The sequence below is a fragment of the Xenorhabdus griffiniae genome, from assembly GCF_037265215.1.
In the GTDB taxonomy this organism is placed as follows: Bacteria; Pseudomonadota; Gammaproteobacteria; order Enterobacterales; family Enterobacteriaceae; genus Xenorhabdus; species Xenorhabdus griffiniae.
The window spans coordinates 3,593,267-3,615,429 of record NZ_CP147737.1; the positions used below are offsets into that span (position 1 = coordinate 3,593,267).

A 22,163-nucleotide genomic window follows, 5' to 3' on the forward strand; every position below is an offset into this window, starting at 1 on the left:
CAGCCATGATTAACGTACCTTCAACGTTGCCAGACCAATCAACACCAGCATCAAGGAAATAATCCAAAAGCGCACGATAACGCGTGGCTCTGGCCAACCTTTCAATTCATAGTGATGGTGAATCGGTGCCATACGGAAAATGCGCTGTCCACGCAGTTTGAATGAGCCAACCTGCAAGATGACAGACAAAGTCTCCACCACAAAAACGCCGCCCATGATGATCAACAAAAACTCCTGGCGCAGTAATACGGCAATGGTGCCCAATGCCCCACCCAGAGCCAATGAACCAACATCGCCCATAAACACTTGCGCCGGATAAGTGTTAAACCACAAGAAACCCAGCCCTGCACCGACAATCGCAGTACAGACAATCACCAGTTCACCCGCATGGCTCAAATAAGGGATATGCAGGTAGTTCGCAAAATTCACGTTACCTGTTGCCCATGCCACTAAAGCAAAACCGGCTGCAACAAGTACTGTCGGCATAATGGCGAGGCCATCTAAGCCATCAGTCAGGTTCACCGCGTTACTGGTTCCTACAATCACAAAATAAGTCAGCAGAATGTAAAGCAAGCCCAGTTGCGGCATAACCTCTTTGAAGAATGGCACGACTAATTGTGTTGCAGAGGTATCTTTGCCGATGCTGTACATAGCAAACGCAACACCCAAGGCAATAACGGACTGCCAGAAATATTTCCAACGAGCAATTAACCCCTTAGTATCCTTACGTACCACTTTGCGATAATCATCCACAAAACCCACAACGCCATAACCGACTAAAACAAGCAAGACACACCAGACATAGGGATTATCCAGACGAGCCCACAGCAACACAGAGATTGTAATGGAGAATAGAATCAACAATCCTCCCATTGTCGGTGTCCCACGCTTGCTAAAATGGGACTCAGGACCGTTGTCACGTACAACTTGGCCTATTTGCAATTTTTGCAGATAAGCGATCAAAGTTGGCCCCATCCATAGCGCGATAACCAATGCAGTCAGCAAGCCGACGATGGCTCTGAACGTCAAATAAGAGAAGACGTTAAAGCCTGTGTGATACTTAACCAAATATTCGGCTAGCCAAACTAACATTGGAAGTTCTCCTTCAGTACGTTCACTACCTCTTCCATCGCGGCACTGCGTGAACCTTTAATTAAAATGGAAATCATTTCGTGTTGTTCCAATAAAGGAAGCAGCGCTGCAACTAATTCAGCCTTGTTTGCAAAATGCTGCCCCCGACCACTCGCGTCGCTAATATGAGCACTGAAAACTCCAACGCTGAGTACCTTATCTATATTTGTGGATGCCACGGCTTCGCCCACCTCTCGATGGCATTCAATCACCTGCGTCCCCAATTCTCCCATATCACCAACAACCATAACCCGATAACCGGACATCTGCGCTAACACATTCGCCGCAGCAATCATGGAGCCTGGATTCGCGTTATAAGTGTCGTCCAATAGCACTTTTCCCTCCGCCAGAGAGATAGGAAATAAACGTCCTGCAACCGCTTTCAATCCCGATAAGCCGGTGCGAATATTATCCAGCGATGCACCCACAGAAATTGCCAGCGCACTGGCAGCTAACGCATTAGCAACATTGTGTTTGCCCGGCAATGGTAAGGTCAGTTCAACGCTTCCAATTGGGCTATGGAGACAAAAATGCGTTGCCAACGGTTGTTCTAAAATGTCTGTTGCGTAAAAATCCGCCCCCGTTGTTGATGATGCGGAAAAGCGCCATACTGTTTGCTGCTCGCTAATGCTGTGCTGCCAATTTCCCCAATCATTGCTATCCAGATTGATAATGGCGGTTCCGGTCGGAGCAAGGCCGGCAAAGATTTCACCTTTAGCCTTTGCCACTCCAGCCAAAGAACCAAATCCTGCCAAATGAGCAGAGAAAAGGTTATTGACCAATGCGCTTTCAGGACGCGTCATTTCCGTGGTGTAAGCAATTTCACCAATATGGTTCGCCCCTAGTTCAATCACAGCAAACTGGTGTTCATCAGTCAGTCTGAACAAGGTCAATGGCACTCCAATGTCATTGTTGAAGTTGCCTGCGGTATAAAGGGTATTTCCACATTGACGCAAGATCGCGGCGGTCATCTCTTTTACGGATGTTTTACCCGACGAGCCAGTTAAAGCCACAATGCGTGCTTTACTTTGCTGACGAACCCAGCCCGCCAGTTTTCCCATCGCCAAACGTGTGTCTTCAACCACAACTTGTGGACAATCAATATCCAGACGACGGCTAACCAATAAAGCACCAGCACCCTGCCTCACAACGTCAGCGGCGAAATCGTGGGCGTCAAATTTTTCCCCTTTTAAGGCAATAAACAACCCGCCACACCCAATCTTACGGCTATCAGTTTCCACAGTATGAATTGGCACAGTTTCAGCTTGCTGCTCGGTAACGCGATATAACAAGCCGTTCGTCAACTGTGCCAATTGCTGTAGCGTCAGAGGGATCATGCAATTACCCCCAATAAACGCGCAACGGTCAGGCGATCTGAGTAGTCCAGACGACGGTTGCCAACCAGTTGGTAATCTTCATGGCCTTTACCTGCCACCAAAACAACATCTTCTTCGCTTGCTTGCATAATGGCACTGGTGACAGCCTCAACACGCCCATGAATCACGATTGCCTGCCCTGGGTCGATGAATCCTTGCAGAATATCAGCCACAATTGCTTGAGGCTCTTCACTGCGAGGGTTATCATCAGTGACAATCACACGATCAGCATCCTGCTCTGCCACCCCTCCCATTAATGGCCGTTTACCTTTGTCGCGATCACCCCCACAACCGAATACGCACCAAAGTTGCCCCTTACAGTGCAGACGAGCCGCAGACAAGGCTTTTTCCAAAGCATCAGGCGTGTGGGCATAATCAACCACAATTGTCGGACGACCAGCGGCGGAAAAAACTTCCATACGCCCACAAACAGGTTTCAGAGAAGACGCTGTCGATAGCAATTCCGCCAAGGGATAATCCAGAGACAACAAAGTGGTCAACGCCAGGAGTAAGTTACTGACATTGAATGCGCCCATCAAAGGGCTATTGAGCGTTCCATTTCCCCAACTGGAAGTAAATGTGATGGATGCACCTTTATCGTGATAATGCACTTCACTGGCTGATAACCAACGCCCTTGCCAATTTTCTGGCACGTTATTTTCCATTGAAACAGCAACTGCGTCTGGCAGACGGGACAACCACTTCTGCCCAACCGCATCATCAGCATTGATGATTTTCTGCTTCACATTATGGCTACTAAACAGTCGCCATTTGGCTTCTTCGTAACTTTCCATATCACCATGATAATCAAGGTGATCACGGCTTAAATTAGTAAAAATAGCCGCTTGAAATGGCAATGCGGCCACACGTCCCTGAACCAAACCATGCGAAGAGACTTCCATCGCCACAAAAGTGGCATTTTGATGAGCAAGCTGCTGTAACTCAAGCTGAATATCAACCGCCGAGCCAGTCGTATTTTCGCTGGGTACGACCATACCCAACAAACCATTTCCTACTGTTCCCATCACGGCACTGGTTTCGCCAAGCCCCTGGCTCCATTGCGCCAATAATTGGGTTGTTGTTGTTTTTCCGTTGGTGCCAGTCACCCCAACCAATTTCAGTTGATTGCCGGGATGTTGGTAAAACTCACCCGCCAGCTTGGATAATTTATTATTTAAATCGTCCAGATAGATAACAGGCACACCGTGCATTTTCTGCATCGTGCCGTTATCCGTTTCTCCCTTCGCTTCTGCAATCACCGCAGCGACACCTTGAGCGATGGCTTGAGGAATATATTTTCGACCGTCAGTCTGATGCCCTTGAACCGCAACAAACAGATCTCCGGCAGCCGCCTTACGGCTATCCAATGTCATTTCACGCAGCGGAAGCTCCGGTGTATCAACACCCCAAGGAGCCAATAAATCGCGCAAATTACGATCTGCCACTTTTATCCTCTTTATTTATTAATCACAAATTCGTTTTTATCGCCTACAGGCAATGCATCTGGTTCAACATTCATGGTACGCAAAACACCACTCATGATGGCGCCGAAGACAGGCGCTGCAACCGCACCACCATAGTATTTACCTGCCTGTGGATCATTGATGATCACAACCAATGAAAACCGTGGATTACTCACAGGTGCAACCCCAGCGGTATAAGAAATATGCTTATCATTGAGGTACTTGCCATCCGGCCCGACTTTTCTTGCCGTACCCGTTTTAATCGCAATACGATAACCCTTTATTGCTGCCCGTACACCGCCACCGCCTGGTAATGCAACGCTCTCCATCATGTGCACTACTGTTCGCATAATGTGCTCAGGAAATACCCGCGTACCCGGTACAGGGGGATCAACTTTGGTAATTGACAGGGGGCGATAAATGCCCAAGCTGCCTATCGTTGCATAGACACGCGCTAACTGTAATGGCGTTACCATTAGCCCGTAGCCGAAAGAAAAGGTGGCCCTATCAAGATCTGACCACCGTTGTTTATTAGTTGGAAATAAGCCACTACTTTCTCCGACCAGCCCCAAATTGGTCGGTTTTCCCATCCCAAAGCGTGAGTAAGCATTTACCACCTCTGAGGCGGGCATCGCTAACGCCAGCTTGGAAACACCAACGTTACTCGACTTCTGTAAGATCCCAGTGATCGTTAACTCAGGGCGTGGTGCCACGTCTCTGATTTCATGACCACGCGAACCATACGTTAATCGGTATGGTCTGGTATCTAACACCGTATTTTCTTTGACAATGCCACTATTCAGTGCACTCATCACCACCAGCGGTTTCACCGTGGAGCCAGGCTCAAAAATATCGGTGATGGCACGGTTACGCATCGCATCTTTCGGCGTTCCTGCCAAATTATTGGGGTTATAAGATGGGCTGTTTGCCATCGCCAAAACTTCGCCGGTATTGACATCAACCAATACGGCTGTACCTGATTCGGCTTTGTTCAGTGCAACCGCCTTCGTCAATTCGCGATACACCAACGTCTGAAGACGCTCATCTATGCTGAGTGTCAAATCGTGGGCTGCTCTGCTATCGGTAGATGAAATATCCTCAATAACACGCCCTGTACGATCTTTACGAACAGTTCGGCTTCCCGGCATACCTGTCAGCCAGTTGTCAAAGCTCTTTTCAACGCCCTCAATACCTTTGCCATCAATGTTAGTCACCCCAATAATATGTGCTGTCACCTGCCCTGCCGGATAATAACGACGGGATTCCTGACGCAAATAGATACCGGGTAACTTCAATTTTTCGACATAATCGCCAATAGAAGTGTTCACCTGGCGGGCCAGGTAAACAAAACGCCCCTTGGGATATTCGTTAATTTTGCTGGTTAATTGTTCAAGAGGGATAGAAAGGGCATCAGCCAAAGCCTGCCAACGGGTGTCATTTGTGATGCCGCCTTTTTCAAACACTTCTTTGGGATCTGCCCAAACCGCATCAACAGGCACACTCACCGCCAGCGGGCGCCCATTGCGATCATTGATCATGCCACGGGCGGTTGGAACAGATTGGATGCGCAGGGAACGTGAATCACCTTCTTTTACCAAACGATCAGGGTTGATGATCTGCAAATAGGCAACACGAATCAAAAGCCCGATTAAAGCTATCCCAATGCCTCCACACAGCAAAGCAAAGCGCCAGCTTACAAAACTTGCTTTATCTTCTTGCTTTTTCAACTTTAAAGAGCGTGCAGCTTTCATCGCCCACCTTTTGGTTGTCAACTGGACTCATTGAGTGATCACAATATTCTCTTTACCTGGATCAACGTGTTGCATCTGCAATTTTTCAGTCGCAATCCGTTCAACCCGACTGTGATCACCCAATGCGTTCTCTTCAAGGAGCAGGTTACGCCACTCAATATCCTGAGCATCAAGCTGGATCACTTGACGCTCTTTTTCCGCAGTCAATAAGCGGGTTTGATGGGTGACCGTCACAACACTGATAGCTGAAACGACAACGGCTATCAGCAAAATCAGCGGGAGTTTGGCATGACGGATTAAATCATTACCAATCACTCCAACTAACCCATGACGTTCACCAGCCATTATTCACCCGCCTTTTCAGCAAACCGCAAAACCGAGCTTCGCGCTCTTGGGTTTGTGGCGACTTCACCCTCTGAGGGTTTCATTTTGCCAATGGATTTCAGACTTCTTCCCCCCAGCGTTTTTAACTGCGCTTCCGTGAGAGGCAAACCGACTGGAACCTGTGGCCCTTGACTGTGTTGTCGGATAAAGCGTTTCACTATGCGATCTTCCAACGAATGGAAACTGATGACAGATAATCGCCCTTGTGGTGCCAGAACGCGCAGTGCGCCATCTAATGCACGTTCTATCTCTTCCAGTTCACTGTTAATGTAAATCCTGATAGCCTGAAAGCTGCGTGTTGCCGGATGCTTATGCTTTTCTTTCACCGGGCTTGCCTGAGCAATTAACTCTGCCAGCTCACGGGTACGCGTAAGAGGCTGTTCCTGGTTGCGTGCTACAATGGCTTTCGCGATGCGTTTGGCAAAACGTTCTTCGCCAAATGTTTTCAACACCCATGCGATGTCATCTGCTTCAGCCTTCATCAACCACTCTGCGGCGGACTGCCCACGTGTGGTATCCATACGCATATCCAATGGCCCATCACGCATGAATGAAAAACCACGTTCAGGATCATCCAGCTGTGGGGAAGAAACCCCTAAATCCAGTAATACGCCATTAATTTTTCCAACCAAACCAGCGTCTTCAACATAAGTTACCAATTCAGAAAATGGCCCATGAGTAATAGAAAAACGCTTGTCAGTAATGGCCTTTGACGCTTCAATAGCTTGTGGGTCACGATCGATCGCCATCAAACGTCCATTAGGGCCCAATTTTGATAAAATCAGACGAGAATGTCCCCCTCGCCCAAATGTGCCATCAATATAAATTCCATCTTCTTGAATATTCAGTCCATTGACAGCTTCATCCAGCAGTACACTGGTATGTTGAAAATGACTATTTGCCATGTTTATAGTGATAAATCCTGTAGCCTTGCTGATAGAGGTTCTTGTGTAGATTGTTCAGCCGCAATATCATCCTGTACCTGTTGATACCAAACTTGCTCATCCCACAATTCAAATTTATTAAATTGCCCAACCAGCATGACCTCTTTTGTTAGCCCTGCGTGCTGACGCAGTGTGCTGGCTAATAAAAGACGTCCTGCGCTGTCCATTTGACATTCACTGGCGTGTCCCAATAACAAACGTTGAACACGACGTTCGGCTGGATTCATGCTGGATAAGCGAGATAATTTTTTTTCGATGATTTCCCATTCGGGTAATGTATAAAGCAACAAACACGGCTGATGAAGATCAATAGTACAAACCATTTGGCCTGTTGATGCTTCATTCAGCATTTCTCTATATCGGGCTGGTACAGTGAGCCGCCCTTTGCTATCGAGATTAACCAGTGTTGCTCCACGAAACATACTCAGGTTACCCCTTGATGGCCCAAATCTCCACATTATCCCACAAATCACCACAATTAAGAGTTTACGGATGGTATGAAAACCTTGTCAAGCCAGAGCCCGTGCGCTTTAGCTAGATTTACAGAAAGATTCAGAAGAGAAAAAGAAGGATTTTTTAGTTTTGGCTATGTTAATAATAGATAACACTATGATAATTTTGAATAATTTAATAAATCTGTAGCGAGATTAATTTAGAATGGAATTTAGCCAATTAATTACCACTTAAATTAATTTATGCAACTCATATCTCATTGTTGATCAGTTGTTAATCATCATAACCTTATCAATAATAACTATATATTTAAGTTACAATAGCATAAAAAATAATAACATTTTGAAATTTTTCATTTATCTGAAAACATAAAATGGTTATATATCAAACTAATAAAAAAATAATACCCAAATAACAAATAACATACATAAACAATAACCATTTGTTACAAAATTATTCATCTTGTGAATTTAAATAACACATTATCGGTTTTCACGGTCATTAAAAGCTGTTTAGAAGAATTTTAGTAAGAATAATCTCAAAATTACCTCAACAAGCGTATTTTGATGATTTTCAGCAAACAAACAGCACCCTCATCTTTAATGAGGGTACTCAATTAGGCTTTGCGGCTTAACTTACCACGACGGCAGAGATGACGACGCATTCGGGTTATTCCGGGGGTTGGACGTTGCTTTTCATTCAAACTAGCTAATACCAGTTCAAGGGCACGTTCAGCGACATCACGATGGCGTTGTGCCACCGACAATACCGGACATTCAAGGAAATCAAGCAACTCATGATCACCAAATGTGGCAATAACTAGTTGACTTGGTAAACGACCACTGCGCTTGAGGAGTGTATCCATGACGCCCTGAAGTAACGCAAATGAAGTGGTATACAAAGCCTGAGGAACAGGGTTTGCTTCCAACCATGACGCAAATACTTCAGCCGCCGCTTCACGTTCATAGCTATTGGCATAAAGATAGTTTACTTCCCGTGGATCATGCTCCCATGCTTCGCGGAATCCTTGTTCACGCAAAAAACTGACCGATAATTCAGGCAATGCCCCCAAATAAAGGACAGATTCAGCCGGAAATTGACGCAACTCCTGTGCCAACATCTTCGCATCTTCGAGATCATCGCCAACCACACTGACAAAGTGTTCGCTGTCCAGAGCACGGTCGAGTGCGATAATTGGCAATGTGCGGTTTGCCCAGCGCTGGTAGAAAGGATGCTCAGGTGGTAAAGCAGTGGAAACAATGATCGCATCGACTTGACGTTGCAAAAGATGTTCAACACAACGCATTTCATTATCAGGCTGATCTTCAGAACAGGCGATCAATAACTGGTAGCCACGCTGCCGTGCCTGACGCTCAAGATAATTGGCAATACGTGTGTAGCTGGTATTTTCCAAGTCAGGTATGACTAAACCGATTGAACGGGTTCGCCCCGCCCGAAGGCCAGCAGCGACAGCATTGGGATGATAATTATGCTCCCTGACCACTGCCATCACTTTTTCTACTGTCTTATCACTGACCCGATACTGCTTGGCTTTACCATTGATGACATAACTGGCCGTAGTACGTGAAACACCTGCTAAGCGGGCGATCTCATCCAGTTTCACATTAACCCCTTAGTAAGATTATGAAAAAGCCCTACTTTACAGTAGGGCTCAATGAATATCTGTATTTTAACCCGCAGATTACGATTTTTCATCGCATAATTTTATCTCCGCGCGAGACACCAACTATACCCGAGCGCGCGACTTCGACAATCTCTGCCACGTCTCTGACTGAATCAAGAAAAGCGTCCAGTTTTTCACTCGTTCCCACTAATTGAACAGTATAGAGTGTTGAAGTCACATCAACGATCTGCCCGCGAAAGATATCGGTGCTGCGCTTAATCTCTTCCCGTCCATAACCGCTGGCTTGTAATTTAACCAGCATGATTTCACGCTCAACATGAGGCCCTGCTGTTAATTCGTTGACTCGCAATACATCCACCAACTTATGTAATTGCTTTTCAATTTGCTCCAATACCTTGGCATCCCCTTTGGTTTGAATCGTCATACGTGACAATGTGGGATCATCAGTCGGAGCAACAGTCAAACTTTCGATGTTATAACCTCGTTGGGAAAACAAACCAACCACGCGGGATAATGCTCCCGATTCGTTTTCAAGTAATACAGACAAAATCCGGCGCATGATCAGGTCCTCTCTGTTTTGCTTAACCACATTTCATCCATTGCTCCGCCTCGGATTTGCATTGGATAAACATGCTCTGTCTCATCAACGGTAACATCCACGAAAACCAGGCGTTGATTTTCAGTCACTTCATGCAGTGCCTGGGTGAGTTTCGCCTCTAACTCATCGTAAGTTTGGATGGGGATACCAATATGCCCATAGGACTCGGCCAATTTGACGAAATCAGGCAGGGATTCCATGTAGGATTGAGAATGACGCCCCGCGTATATCATATCCTGCCATTGTTTCACCATACCCAAGAAACGGTTATTCAGATTCAGTACCAGAACAGGCAAACCATATTGCAGGGCAGTAGACAATTCCTGAATATTCATCTGAATACTGCCATCCCCTGTCACACACACGACTGTAGCTTCAGGTTTTGCCAACTTCACTCCAAGCGCAGCAGGCAAACCAAATCCCATCGTTCCTAAACCACCGGAATTGATCCAATGTCTCGGTTTATCAAATGGATAATGCAAAGCCGCAAACATCTGATGTTGACCAACATCTGACGCAATATAGGCTTCCCCTTTGGTGAGACGATAAAGGGTTTCAATAACAGCCTGTGGCTTGATTTTTACTGTCGTGTGATCGTAATCAAGGCACTTGCGGCTGCGCCACTGTTCAATGGAAAGCCACCAATCTTTCAGGGCATCAGGATCTTGGGTATCTTCTATGGAATCCAATAATTCCAGCATCTGGCCAAGTACCTGTTTAGCATCGCCAACAATAGGGATATCCGCCGTTACCGTTTTAGAAATTGAGGTTGGATCAATATCAATGTGTAATACGGTTGCTTCCGGGCAATATTTTTCCAAATTATTGGTTGTTCGATCGTCAAAACGCACACCTACGGCAAAAATGACATCAGAGTTGTGCATCGCTTTATTCGCTTCAAAAGTCCCATGCATTCCCAGCATTCCCAGACTTTGGCGATGCGTTGCAGGAAATGCGCCCAATCCCATCAACGTACTGACGACCGGAATATGAAAATGTTCAGCTAACTTCAGCAGTTCAGTGGTACAGGCTGAATTTATGGCACCACCCCCGACATAAACCACCGGTTTTTTTGCTGCCGCCAACGTCTTCAATGCACGTTTAATTTGCCCTTTGTGTCCCTGAACAGTAGGGTTATAAGAACGCATGTTAATTTTTTCAGGATACACATACGGGAATTTCAATGCAGGATTAACGGTATCTTTGGGAAAATCGATAACAACAGGCCCTGGCCGACCACTTGCGGCCAGGTAAAAAGCTTTTTTAATGGTATCCGGGATATCTTCTGCTTTTTTTACCAGAAAACTGTGTTTCACGATGGGGCGGGAAATTCCCACCATATCGCACTCCTGAAAAGCATCATTACCTATCAGGGAACTGGCAACCTGACCAGATAACACGACCATAGGAATTGAATCCATGTACGCCGTTGCAATGCCCGTCACAGCATTGGTTGCCCCTGGCCCAGAGGTGACTAAAACAACTCCAACGTTTCCGGTACAACGCGCATAACCATCCGCCATATGAACAGCACCCTGTTCATGACGCACTAAAATATGTTCGATTCCCCCAATCGTATGCAGGGCATCATAAATATCCAGAACTGCCCCGCCCGGATAACCGAACACGTGTTCAACGCCCTGATCGATCAGCGATCTGACAACCATTTCGGCTCCTGACAACATCTCCATCGAGTTTGCCTCCAGGCTCTGTTTGCAAGTTAATCGTCGGAATTTCATAAGGTAACGAAAAAGTTACCTTATTTATTCCATTTCTTATTTATTCCATAACGCTAAGTTAACTAACATAACGTTAGATACACGTGTTAGCAAACAACAATTTACATATTGAAAATATTCGTTGAAGAAGAGCCGAACTTTTGCTTATTTTTAATCCTGATACATAGATTCAATTTCGCGCTGATAACGTTGAGCAATAACTTTACGGCGTAATTTCAGTGTCGGTGTTAATTCACCTTTTTCCATTGAAAAAGTTTCCGGCAAAAGAATAAATCGTTTAACCTGATGGAATTTAACAATATTCTTTTGCATTTCCTTTAATCGCCGCTCAAACAGCTCGACAACCTGATGGTTACGCAGCAGCTCAAGACGATCACGATAATGGAGATTGATAGATTTCGCGTATTCTTCCAGCGCTTCATAACTGGGAACGATCAGCGCAGAAACGAATTGGCGGGCATCAGCAATAACGGCAATATGTTCAATAAAACGATCCTGCCCTAGCGTTCCTTCAATCATTTGCGGCGCAATATATTTTCCTGTTGATGTTTTCATTAAATCTTTCAGGCGCTCGGTAATAAACAGGTTACCACTATCATCCAGCTTTCCGGCATCACCTGTCCGCAACCAGCCATCTTCCGTAAAGGCATGGACAGTTTCCTCCAGGCGATTGAAGTACCCTTTCATGACAATAGGGCCACGCACTTGGATCTCCCCTTCCGCACTAATGCGAACATCAACATCAGGCAATGGCGTACCAATTGAGCCTAACAGATAATTTTTTTCTTCCCAGCAAGACACCGTGGCACAAGTTTCTGTCATGCCGTACCCATATTTGATATCCAGACCGATGGAGAGAAAAAAACGGGTGATGGCATCGTCAAGGCGTGCTCCCGCCACAGGCAAGAAACGTACTCGTCCCCCTAAAAGACCACGGAGCTTATTCAACACCAATCTGTCAGCCAATTGATAACTACCGCGCGTGAATGGACAACCTTTTTTGTTCTTCTGCCGACGCATCCAATGCTCTTCTCCCCGCTTCAAGGCCCAATTAAAAATCATCCTACGCCAAAAAGACGCACGGGAAACCTTTTCTAAGATCGCGCTATGCACTTTTTCATAAAAACGGGGAACAGAACACATTACCGTCGGACGCACATCTGACATGGCTTCACGCACAAGATTCGTATCTGTTAAATAGACGTTCAGAGCACCTGTGTGCATGACATAATAACTCCACGCCCGCTCAAAAATATGGGATAGCGGCAGAAAACAGAGCGATACATCCTGGTTGGTCAATGTTAATCTCTGGTCATGCAGATAGAGCTGTGCCGCCATATTTCGGTAATCCAGCATCACTCCCTTTGGCTCTCCCGTTGTGCCAGAGGTATAGATTAACGTGAAAAGGTCATTCAAATCCTGATCCGCAATACGGCGATGAAGTTCTGCCTGATATTGCGAATAATCATTGTCAATAAAAGCGGATAAATACAATGCTTGCGGGCATCCTTTCAAGTCAACAGATTCATCCATAACAATAAGATGAGCAAGCTTAGGACACAGTTCTAGCAATGTTATGGCAATGTCATATTGTTCCTGCCCGCCAACAAATAACACCTGTACGCCTGCATCATTAAGAATAAATGCAGCCTGATCACCCGTATTAGTCGCATACAATGGTACTGTCACAGCCCGAAGATGAAGAATAGCTAAGTCAACCAATGACCATGCCATACAATTCTGCGCAAAAATACCCACTTTCCCCTGCACTTCTATTCCCAATGACAATAATGCTTTTGCCATAGATATTGTTGTGCATTCAACCTGCTGCCAATTCATTTCCAACCGTTCTGATGGTGACCATTGCCGAAAGGCAATTTTTTCTGGATATTCATTGAATTGTTGCTGCAAGCGATTAACCAAGTGATAGGCGTGCAGAGGATCTGTTATCACAATATATTCCTGTATAAATATTTCATTCAGCGTCTTTAGTAAGTGTATTACCTACTTTTCAGCTTACAGATGTTAGCTATTTTCGTGCAGTCTACCTATTCCGACTAGAAGGGGGAAGTCCATTTTTGAGAGAGCGCTATCCCAATATGCAATATAGGGATAGACTCTGATTTCATCTATTCTGCTTTAACGTGATCTATTCTTGCTCACCAAGATGGCTTAACAGTGATTTCATCCACTGATGGCCTTTATCCCGCTCTGTTGCACCATGCCATATCAAATAGCAAGGCCGAAAAATCGGACCATTGGGCAAAGAAACTGAACAGATATTTAACTGTTCGGAGTAATGATCAACCATCCATTTTGGTACTATGGCAACTAAATAAGTCTGGGAAACAATATTAAGAACGCTATTTAAATCCGTTCCCTGATAAGAAACAGAACGCGATAATTCATTATTTTCATAGTAAATCTTACTAAATGAATCTATATTATCCAACGCAACGATAGCATGTCTTTCTTCCTGCAATTGTTGCTGAGTAATCCGCTCGCTAATTCTGGGATGATGTTTAGATACAGCCAAAACCAGTTCATCATTAAACAGAGAGTAATTATGAAAATCAGAACAATCCAATTGATTGTAGCTGATAACAAATTCTATTTCCTGATATTTTAATTGTTTCTCAATATCATCATTAATTTGTGTTTTAATAACAACTTCGATATTAGAATCATGTTTTTTTAGCTGTCCAACAATTTGAGCAGCTAAACGAATATCAAGAGGGCTACAAATAGAGAGATGAAATACTCTTGTGCTTTTGTTGGGATCAAATCCCACTCCAGGGAGTTCATTATGGACAATTTGCAGTGCCTGTCTCAGTGGCCCAAAAAGCTGTTTTGCTCTCGCCGTTGGCTGAATGCCTCGGCCATAACGCACAAATAATTCATCACCAAACATGGTTTTCAAACGAGCGACAGCATTACTGACAGCCGGTTGTGACATTCCCAATGCCTGGGCTGCACGTGTAATATTCTGCATTTGCATCACAGTATCAAAAACAGTCAGCAAATTAAGATCGACACCACGCAATTGAATATCACATGATGCTTTTTTTTCTGTCGTTATTGAGTTGTATTCTGTCATTATTTCACTCCACTAAACTTATATACGCATTAAACTTCAAGTTGCAACTGACAACACTCGATGAAATCACACGCATCTTGAAGTTAGATTGGTATAGCAGTGTTCTCATTAAATATGGAAATTAATAAGAGCAATTATCCCAATGCATTAGAAAATATATTGAGATTCATTCTTGTACAAAAAAAAATAAAATATGCATAACCAATACATTTTTATCTACGTAACCGTAATATTTTTATAGGTATGAATATTAACGTGTTATATATGAATGACAGTAACTCAATTTACACTCATGATTTGTATCAAAAACAATGAGCCAATAATGAAATTTCAATCTATCAAAATATAATTTATTAATATTCTATATGGTTATGACTTCTTAACCTAAGACACTGTGGTTAACATCTATCTATCCTTGTTCCTTATCCATCAGAGCAGGATTTTACTCCATATATAGATATGAAAAATAGATAAAAACATCGCTAAAAATGTAAAAAATAGTCACTGAGCTCAACAATGATGCAATAAACAACCAGAAATGTGCACAATTCACACTAAATTTACGCTTATACTGCTTGACATTACTTTTTAGATAAAGTATCTATAAAATACATTGACAATTAAAACTCAGTTAACAAATTTACAAAGGTTAGCTCACATGATTCACCCTATTCTTCTACTAAGCCTACTAATTATCGCCTTTAATCATGCGCGTGGTATGTTGGTGGGTGGAACACAGAGGATAAGTTAACCTACATCAGACACAAAAAACCCGCGCCATGCGCGGTTTTTTTTTACCTGCCGGCGCTCAAAGATAAACCCAGTTACAGAACTAAATTAACCAGTTAATCGATTTAACAGGAGCACAACATGAGCCAGCAAGTTATTATTTTCGATACAACGTTACGTGATGGAGAACAAGCATTACAAGCCAGTCTGAGTGTGAAAGAGAAACTGCAAATCGCTTACGCACTGGAAAGATTGGGAGTTGATGTTATTGAAGCTGGTTTTCCAGTTTCTTCTCCAGGAGATTTTGAATCAGTTCAAACCATCGCCCGTGAAATCAAAAATAGCCGTATTTGTGCCTTATCCCGCTGTGTTGACAAAGATATCGATGTCGCCGCTGAAGCCCTGAAAGTCGCTGAAGCCTTCCGCCTGCATATGGTACTCGCTACCTCAAATTTGCACGTCGAACACAAATTAAAAAGAACCTTTGATGACGTTGTGGAAATGGCGGTTCGCTCCATCAAACGGGCACGCAACTACACCGATGATGTTGAATTTTCTTGCGAAGATGCGGGCCGTACAGATATCGATAATTTGTGCAAAATTGTCGAGCAAGCCATCAAAGCGGGTGCAACCACCGTTAACATTCCAGACACGGTGGGTTACACAACCCCTTACCAATTTGGCGGTATTATACGCACATTATTTAACCGCGTACCCAATATTGATAAAGCGATTATTTCTGTCCACTGTCACGACGACTTAGGCATGTCCGTCGCTAACTCCATTACAGCTATTCAGGAAGGTGCCCGTCAAATCGAAGGCACGATTAATGGATTGGGAGAGCGTGCAGGTAACTGCTCACTGGAAGAAGTGATCATGACGATCAAAACGCGCCAGCAAATGTTGGGAGTACATACCAATATCAACCATCAAGAAATTTACCGTACCAGTCAGTTAGTGAGCCAAATTAGCAGTACACCGATCCCCGCTCATAAAGCTGTTGTTGGCAGTAATGCGTTTTCCCATTCATCCGGCATTCATCAGGATGGGGTGCTGAAAAATCGTGAAACTTACGAAATCATGACACCAGAATCCATCGGCCTGAAAGATACCCAGTTGAACCTGACCTCACGTTCTGGACGTGCCGCGGTGAAACATCGTATGACAGAAATGGGCTATCAAGAGAGTGATTACAATCTGGATGTACTGTATCAAGCATTCTTGAAACTGGCAGATAAAAAAGGGCAGGTGTTTGATTACGATTTGGAAGCCTTGGTGTTTATCAACCAACAACAGCAAGAACATGAACATTTCCGTCTGGATTATTTCAGTATCCAGTCAGGCTCCAATGTCATACCTACTGCAACCGTTAGCCTGGCTTGCGGAAATGAAATCAAATCCGAAGCCTCAACAGGCAATGGTACGGTTGATGCTATCTATCAGGCCATCAACCGCATTACGGGTTACCCTCTGGAATTAATTTCCTATCAATTATCCGGTAAGGGACATGGTAAAGATGCGCTTGGTCAGGTTGATATTATCGTGGAATGTTTTGGCCGCCGTTTCCACGGAATGGGTTTGGAAACTGACATTATTGAATCCTCTGCCAAAGCGATGGTCCATGTTCTGAACAATATCTGGCAGGCAGAACAAGTAGAAAAAGAGAAGCAACGCATCTCCCAAAACTGTAACCAAGACAGCAATATTCAAAACAATCACCAGAACAACAAAAAGGAAACTGCATAATCATGACTTCAAGCCAATCTATTTCAAATGACGCGACTCAAGGCAAGCAAGAAACTAAGCATTACCACATTGCTGTTTTGCCTGGTGATGGCATTGGCCCTGAAGTTATGAAGCAAGCCTACAAAGTGTTAGATGCCATCCGTCATCGTTTTAATATCCGTATCACAACCAGCGAATATGATGTGGGAGGGATTGCCATTGATCGTCATGGCACCCCTTTACCTCAAGAAACGATGACTGGCTGTGAAAAAGCTGACGCGATCCTATTTGGCTCTGTCGGTGGCCCAAAATGGGAACATCTGCCACCCGCCGAACAACCCGAACGAGGGGCATTATTGCCATTGCGAAAGTATTTTAAATTATTCAGCAACTTACGTCCGGCACGCTTATATGCAGGCTTAGAATCATTCTGTCCCCTTCGCCATGATATCGCCGCCAAAGGCTTTGATATTTTATGCGTCCGTGAGCTGACAGGTGGAATTTATTTTGGACAACCCAAGGGGCGTGAAGGTGAAGGAAAATATGAGCGGGCTTTTGACACGGAGATTTATCATCGTTTCGAAATAGAACGGATCGCGCGTATTGCATTTGAATCTGCGCGCAAGCGCCGCCATAAAGTCACTTCAATTGATAAAGCGAATGTTTTGCAAAGCTCCGTGTTATGGCGTGAAGTTGTTAGCAAAATCGCCAAAGATTATCCTGACGTGACAATCGAGCACATGTATATCGATAACGCCACTATGCAGCTGATTAAAAATCCCGCTCAATTTGACGTTCTATTATGCTCTAATATTTTTGGCGATATTTTATCCGATGAGTGCGCTATGATCACAGGTTCAATGGGAATGCTGCCTTCTGCCAGCCTGAATGAAAAAGGTTTTGGCTTATATGAACCTGCTGGCGGTTCAGCTCCTGACATTGCGGGTAAAAATATCGCCAACCCAATTGCCCAAATATTATCCACAGCACTGTTGCTGCGTTACAGCATTGGCCACTTTGATGCCGCTGATGCTATTGAACGGGCAATCAACCATGCTTTGGAACAAGGTTATCGTACCGCAGATCTGGCGGGCAATGACAAAGCGGTCAGCACCGATGCAATGGGCGATATCATTGCACGCTATATCACCGAAGAAGTTTAGGAGAACCTAACCAAAGAGAAATACAGGCATTAAAAAAGGCCAGTAAGATAGCTTACTGGCTGGTAAAAATACCATGACTCGAAAAAATCAGAGGTAAATGAGCATAAGTGGAGTAAAAATGAACACTTTTGTCTGGTTTGATTTTAAATCTGCGTGGATTACGCCTCCAGAGGGTTAATTCACAGGAAAAGCTAAAGTTATAAACATTTATTGTCTGGCCAGAACCATTTTATTCACTTTTTCTGTGGATATGTATGTGAAAAAGAACGGGGTAAAACGGGTATACTTTTATTACATATTTTTACACTCGCTATAAGCGTAAATAAATATCCATTGTTTTTCATCATGTTAATGCATTTTATACCCCTTTTAACGTTACATATCACTGATGAAAATTTTTGCCTTCCCTTGCTCTGAGCAAATATTAGCCATCGATGAATTTATCCACAGGATATGCCTTTTAGTTAAACAAAAATCGCCTATTTTTGTAGAAAACATCATTCATTAGCGCTGTAAATCAAACCAGTGATCTCACTTTTTATCACTTATCCCATAAATCTGTGGATAACATGGTGTAAGATCCTGTTTATTATCACTGGGAATAGGTGAACAATCATAATGAGTCTATTTTTAATGCAGCAAACAGCGATGAAAAGATCTTGTATATCATGCTATTATCAAAGTGATCTTGTTAACGATAAATTCATAATGATTCCCCAAAATTCACATGAACATTTTTTAACCAGAAAAAAATATATTCTATAACATGTACTTTACGCCCCCAACACCGCCTGAAAACGAACAACAACTCTTCAATCGTGCCTATTCTCTGGCTGGCTTATCTATGGGTGAACTGGCTGCGCAAGCCAGGCTCTCCATTCCCCCCAATTTAAAACGTGATAAAGGTTGGGTCGGTATGTTGCTTGAATACTATTTAGGCGCAAATGCGGGCAGTAAACCTGAGCAGGATTTTGAACATATTGGTGTCGAGTTGAAAACTATCCCTGTGGATAGCAAAGGTTATCCATTAGAAACAACCTTTGTCTGTGTTGCTCCTTTAACAGGTAATAGCGGCATTACCTGGGAAAACTGCCACGTCAGGCGTAAGTTATCCCGCGTCCTGTGGATACCCGTTGAGGGAGAAAGAAATATTCCATTATCTGAACGCCGTGTAGGCTCTCCGTTACTTTGGAGCCCGAATGTGATTGAAGAAGAGTTGTTGCGACGCGATTGGGAAGAACTGATGGATCTTATTGTATTAGGAAAAGTCGAAAGCATTACTGCCCGTCATGGTGAAGTACTGCAATTGCGCCCCAAAGCTGCCAATAGCCGCGCATTGACCGAAGCGATAGGAGAATATGGCCAGCCAATTATGACGTTACCCAGAGGTTTTTATTTGAAAAAAAACTTTACAGCACCGTTATTGGCTCGCCATTTTTTCTGGTAACCCTCGCATTAAACTTCAGGTTACAATTTACAACACAATATGAAACCTGATTTATCCCCGCTTCGCGGGGAGATATAAAACGCATCTTGAAAGGCGATTGGTATAGTATCATTAAATATGTCTTTTACCTTTCACACCTTACAAATAGCATGAATAGCTGCCAGCTATCATTTTGATGTAGAATAATTTTAAGCTTTTTTATGTACACTTATTAAGGGAACCCCAATAATATATAAAATTGCAATATTAAAAAATAATTTATAATATCTTTATTTACTCAATATCTCATTTTCCTTATTACTTAACTTATTTTTCACTTTCTTCAATGCCATTTCCCTTTCCAATGGGGACAGATAATCGGTAAAAACAATGCCATGTAAATGGTCAATTTCATGCTGCATAACAATTGATAAAAAATCTTCACTTTCTATCGTAATTGGCTTACCAAACCGATCAAATGCTTCTACCTTTATTTTTTCAAACCGTTCAACATCTGCGTAATACCCAGGTATCGACAGACAACCTTCCTGATTCACCACGCGACGCTCTTTTTCAACGATCTTCGGGTTAACCAAAACCATGGGCTGATCACGATTTGAAGAAATATCAATGACTGCAATCGCTTCTCTCCGACCAACCTGTGCAGCTGCCAAGCCTATGCCTGCGCTGTACATTGTCTCCAGCATGTCATCAATTAGCGTTTGAACTTTATCAAAATCAGTGACATCAACACATTTTTGTCTCAATCTTTCATCTGGAATTGTGAGGATATCTAGAATTGCCATAATGTATTTCCTTTGTTGTGACTTTTGCCATTATTACTATACCAATCCAACTTCAAGTTGCAGCTTAAAAATCAATGTGTTGTTTATATCTCCCACTACGTGGGAAGATATAAGACGCATCTTGAAAGACGATTGGTATATATGCATTAAACTTCAACTTGCAATTTACAACACGATATGAAACCTGATATCTCCCCCGCTTTCGCGGGGAGATATCACACCCATCTTGAAGTTAGATTGATATATACCTTTTTATTTCTCAAATTGCTACTTTATTAATTGCATTGCACCTTAAAATCTACTGCATATACCCATCTCACTTCAAGATGCATATTATTTCTCCCCGCGAAGCGGGGAGAAATAATGAGTTATGTTGTCTTATAATGACTTGAAAGGTAACGTGTATAGATTCCCATTGTAGAATGGGAAAATAAACCCAAAAATAATATTAATAAAAATGCCAAACGAAAAATATCGCCTGGCATCATTCTTTGGTTATCTTAATTTTTTGATTAAACTAGTATTCTTGTTTTATTTTCTTATTACAAACTCGCATGTTCAAATGCCTGAGACAAATCCGTTATCAAATCATCTGCATTTTCAATACCGACAGAAATCCTGATCAGTTGTGGGGTAATTCCGGCAGCCAGACGCTTCTCCAACGGAATGGAAGCGTGAGTCATGGAAAATGGCTGACCAATCAAGCTTTCCACGCCACCTAAACTTTCCGCCAATGTAAACAGGTGCAGCGCTTTAATGACTCGACGCGCATAATCTTCATCCCCTTTCAGCACGATGGAGATCATGCCACCAAAACCTCGCATCTGACGTTTTGCCAATTCATGCTGAGGATGAGAAGCAAGGCCAGGATAATAGACTTTCTCAACTTGTGGCTGTTGTTCAAGCCAATGTGCAATCTTCCCTGCGCTGTCAATATGGCGCTCCATACGCAGTGCCAGTGTCCGAATACCACGCAGGACAAGGAAACTGCTGAACGGATCAAGAATGCCGCCGATGGAATTTTGCAAGAAGGCAACTTGCTCGGCCAACTCTGTATTATTTCCCACCACCGCAAGGCCAGCGACAACATCAGAGTGTCCATTCAAATACTTAGTTGCAGAATGCACAACAATATCAAAACCCAAATCAAGCGGACGCTGAATATAAGGGGAAGCAAAAGTGTTATCTGCCACACTGATAATATTATGCCGCTTGGCAATCTGTGCAATCGCCGCTAAATCAGCCAATTTCAAGAGTGGATTGGTAGGCGTCTCCACCCAAATCATTTTAGTGTCGGACTGAATTGCCGCTTCCAGTGCCGCAGTATCCCCTGCCTCAATATAAGTCACTCTCAGACCTGCTGTCCGGCGGCGCACTTTTTCCAACAAGCGGTAAGTCCCACCATAGAGATCGTCTACCGCAATGATGTGGCTGTCTTTATCAAGTAGCTCCAGAATGGTCGAACTGGCTGCCAGACCAGAACCGAATGCATAGCCACGTGTACCATTCTCTAATTCAGCAATCGCACGCTCTAAGGCATCACGTGTCGGGTTTCCACTACGGGAATATTCATATCCCGTATGCTGACCAGGTGCTGGCTGAGCATAAGTTGATGTGGCATAGATTGCGGGCATGACTGCCCCCGTGTGATCAGGTATATAACCTGCATGAACGCTTTGTGTATCAAATTTAATCTTAGCAAACTTAGCCATTAATTTATTCCTGAAAAGAGA

At 43.7% G+C, this 22,163-nt stretch carries 16 protein-coding genes and 1 pseudogene; 3 read left to right on the plus strand and 14 right to left on the minus strand.

All coding sequences use genetic code 11. The features are described 5' to 3' along the window. Positions 1–9: 9 nt before the first annotated feature. The 12 genes and pseudogenes from mraY to leuO all read right to left on the minus strand — a co-directional run bounded on the left by mraY (position 10) and on the right by leuO (position 14,581). Positions 10–1,092 (minus strand): phospho-N-acetylmuramoyl-pentapeptide-transferase, encoded by a 1,083-nt coding sequence (mraY, locus tag WDV75_RS16085; RefSeq protein ID WP_189758527.1) that lies wholly within the window; start codon positions 1,090–1,092, stop codon positions 10–12. Further along, entirely contained in the window at positions 1,086–2,468 is a 1,383-nt protein-coding gene (gene murF / locus WDV75_RS16090) for a UDP-N-acetylmuramoyl-tripeptide--D-alanyl-D-alanine ligase (RefSeq protein ID WP_273570414.1), read from the minus strand. The genes mraY and murF overlap by 7 nt, the downstream gene beginning before the upstream one ends. Beyond that, positions 2,465–3,952 carry a UDP-N-acetylmuramoyl-L-alanyl-D-glutamate--2,6-diaminopimelate ligase gene (murE, locus tag WDV75_RS16095; protein ID WP_273570413.1) on the minus strand — a complete coding sequence of 496 codons (1,488 nt, stop codon included), beginning with the start codon at positions 3,950–3,952 and terminating at the stop codon, positions 2,465–2,467. The genes murF and murE overlap by 4 nt, the downstream gene beginning before the upstream one ends. Further along, a pseudogene (locus WDV75_RS16100) lies at positions 3,939–5,721 on the minus strand (peptidoglycan glycosyltransferase FtsI). Before WDV75_RS16100 ends, murE begins: the two are co-directional and overlap by 14 nt. 27 nt (positions 5,722–5,748) lie before the next feature. Continuing rightward, positions 5,749–6,069 carry a cell division protein FtsL gene (ftsL, locus tag WDV75_RS16105; protein ID WP_273570431.1) on the minus strand — a complete coding sequence of 107 codons (321 nt, stop codon included), beginning with the start codon at positions 6,067–6,069 and terminating at the stop codon, positions 5,749–5,751. Beyond that, the gene (gene rsmH, locus WDV75_RS16110) at positions 6,066–7,010 is read right to left on the minus strand and encodes a 16S rRNA (cytosine(1402)-N(4))-methyltransferase RsmH (protein WP_273570411.1); all 945 of its coding nucleotides are present in this window, start codon (positions 7,008–7,010) and stop codon (positions 6,066–6,068) included. The genes ftsL and rsmH overlap by 4 nt, the downstream gene beginning before the upstream one ends. A 2-nt stretch (positions 7,011–7,012) precedes the next feature. Next, positions 7,013–7,471, minus strand: a complete 459-nt coding sequence (mraZ, locus tag WDV75_RS16115) for a division/cell wall cluster transcriptional repressor MraZ (RefSeq protein WP_273570410.1) — start codon at positions 7,469–7,471, stop codon at positions 7,013–7,015. Positions 7,472–8,118: 647 nt separating this feature from the next. Then, positions 8,119–9,126, minus strand: coding sequence for a catabolite repressor/activator (gene cra, locus WDV75_RS16120; protein WP_189758533.1), 1,008 nt, complete (start codon positions 9,124–9,126; stop codon positions 8,119–8,121). 88 nt (positions 9,127–9,214) lie between these two features. Further along, positions 9,215–9,706, minus strand: coding sequence for an acetolactate synthase small subunit (gene ilvN / locus WDV75_RS16125; protein ID WP_189758534.1), 492 nt, complete (start codon positions 9,704–9,706; stop codon positions 9,215–9,217). Between the two features lie 2 nt (positions 9,707–9,708). Beyond that, entirely contained in the window at positions 9,709–11,436 is a 1,728-nt protein-coding gene (ilvI, locus tag WDV75_RS16130) for an acetolactate synthase 3 large subunit (protein ID WP_273570409.1), read from the minus strand. A gap of 198 nt (positions 11,437–11,634) precedes the next feature. After that, a complete protein-coding gene (locus WDV75_RS16135; protein ID WP_420497534.1) occupies positions 11,635–13,434 on the minus strand; it encodes an AMP-dependent synthetase/ligase in 1,800 nt (599 codons plus the stop codon). A gap of 199 nt (positions 13,435–13,633) precedes the next feature. Then, positions 13,634–14,581: a transcriptional regulator LeuO gene (leuO, locus tag WDV75_RS16140; RefSeq protein WP_273570407.1), complete on the minus strand. Its 948-nt coding sequence runs from the start codon at positions 14,579–14,581 to the stop codon at positions 13,634–13,636. A gap of 870 nt (positions 14,582–15,451) precedes the next feature. On the opposite strand from leuO, the gene leuA reads away from it, so the two are divergent. From leuA to mutH, 3 genes are all read left to right on the plus strand, one after another. After that, on the plus strand, positions 15,452–17,056 hold the full coding sequence (gene leuA / locus WDV75_RS16145) for a 2-isopropylmalate synthase (protein WP_273570406.1): 1,605 nt from the start codon (positions 15,452–15,454) through the stop codon (positions 17,054–17,056). Between the two features lie 2 nt (positions 17,057–17,058). After that, a complete protein-coding gene (gene leuB, locus WDV75_RS16150; RefSeq protein ID WP_273570405.1) occupies positions 17,059–18,198 on the plus strand; it encodes a 3-isopropylmalate dehydrogenase in 1,140 nt (379 codons plus the stop codon). 766 nt (positions 18,199–18,964) lie between these two features. Then, positions 18,965–19,645, plus strand: coding sequence for a DNA mismatch repair endonuclease MutH (gene mutH, locus WDV75_RS16155; protein WP_273570404.1), 681 nt, complete (start codon positions 18,965–18,967; stop codon positions 19,643–19,645). Between the two features lie 269 nt (positions 19,646–19,914). Here mutH and def read toward each other — a convergent pair whose 3' ends face one another. Together def and WDV75_RS16165 are read right to left on the minus strand one after the other, a co-directional pair. After that, positions 19,915–20,430: a peptide deformylase gene (def, locus tag WDV75_RS16160; protein WP_273570403.1), complete on the minus strand. Its 516-nt coding sequence runs from the start codon at positions 20,428–20,430 to the stop codon at positions 19,915–19,917. A 542-nt stretch (positions 20,431–20,972) separates the two neighbouring features. Beyond that, positions 20,973–22,142 carry a trans-sulfuration enzyme family protein gene (locus tag WDV75_RS16165; protein WP_273570402.1) on the minus strand — a complete coding sequence of 390 codons (1,170 nt, stop codon included), beginning with the start codon at positions 22,140–22,142 and terminating at the stop codon, positions 20,973–20,975. Between the last annotated feature and the right edge of the window lie 21 nt (positions 22,143–22,163).

Coding starts and splice junctions, on each gene's coding strand:
- leuB (WP_273570405.1), top strand. CDS start 17,059: ATGACTTCAAGCCAATCTATTTCAAATGACGCGACTCAAGGCAAGCAA.
- ilvN (WP_189758534.1), bottom strand. CDS start 9,706: ATGCGCCGGATTTTGTCTGTATTACTTGAAAACGAATCGGGAGCATTA.
- murF (WP_273570414.1), bottom strand. CDS start 2,468: ATGATCCCTCTGACGCTACAGCAATTGGCACAGTTGACGAACGGCTTG.
- ilvI (WP_273570409.1), bottom strand. CDS start 11,436: ATGGAGATGTTGTCAGGAGCCGAAATGGTTGTCAGATCGCTGATCGAT.
- mraY (WP_189758527.1), bottom strand. CDS start 1,092: ATGTTAGTTTGGCTAGCCGAATATTTGGTTAAGTATCACACAGGCTTT.
- rsmH (WP_273570411.1), bottom strand. CDS start 7,010: ATGGCAAATAGTCATTTTCAACATACCAGTGTACTGCTGGATGAAGCT.
- mutH (WP_273570404.1), top strand. CDS start 18,965: ATGTACTTTACGCCCCCAACACCGCCTGAAAACGAACAACAACTCTTC.
- def (WP_273570403.1), bottom strand. CDS start 20,430: ATGGCAATTCTAGATATCCTCACAATTCCAGATGAAAGATTGAGACAA.
- leuO (WP_273570407.1), bottom strand. CDS start 14,581: ATGACAGAATACAACTCAATAACGACAGAAAAAAAAGCATCATGTGAT.
- WDV75_RS16165 (WP_273570402.1), bottom strand. CDS start 22,142: ATGGCTAAGTTTGCTAAGATTAAATTTGATACACAAAGCGTTCATGCA.
- leuA (WP_273570406.1), top strand. CDS start 15,452: ATGAGCCAGCAAGTTATTATTTTCGATACAACGTTACGTGATGGAGAA.
- mraZ (WP_273570410.1), bottom strand. CDS start 7,471: ATGTTTCGTGGAGCAACACTGGTTAATCTCGATAGCAAAGGGCGGCTC.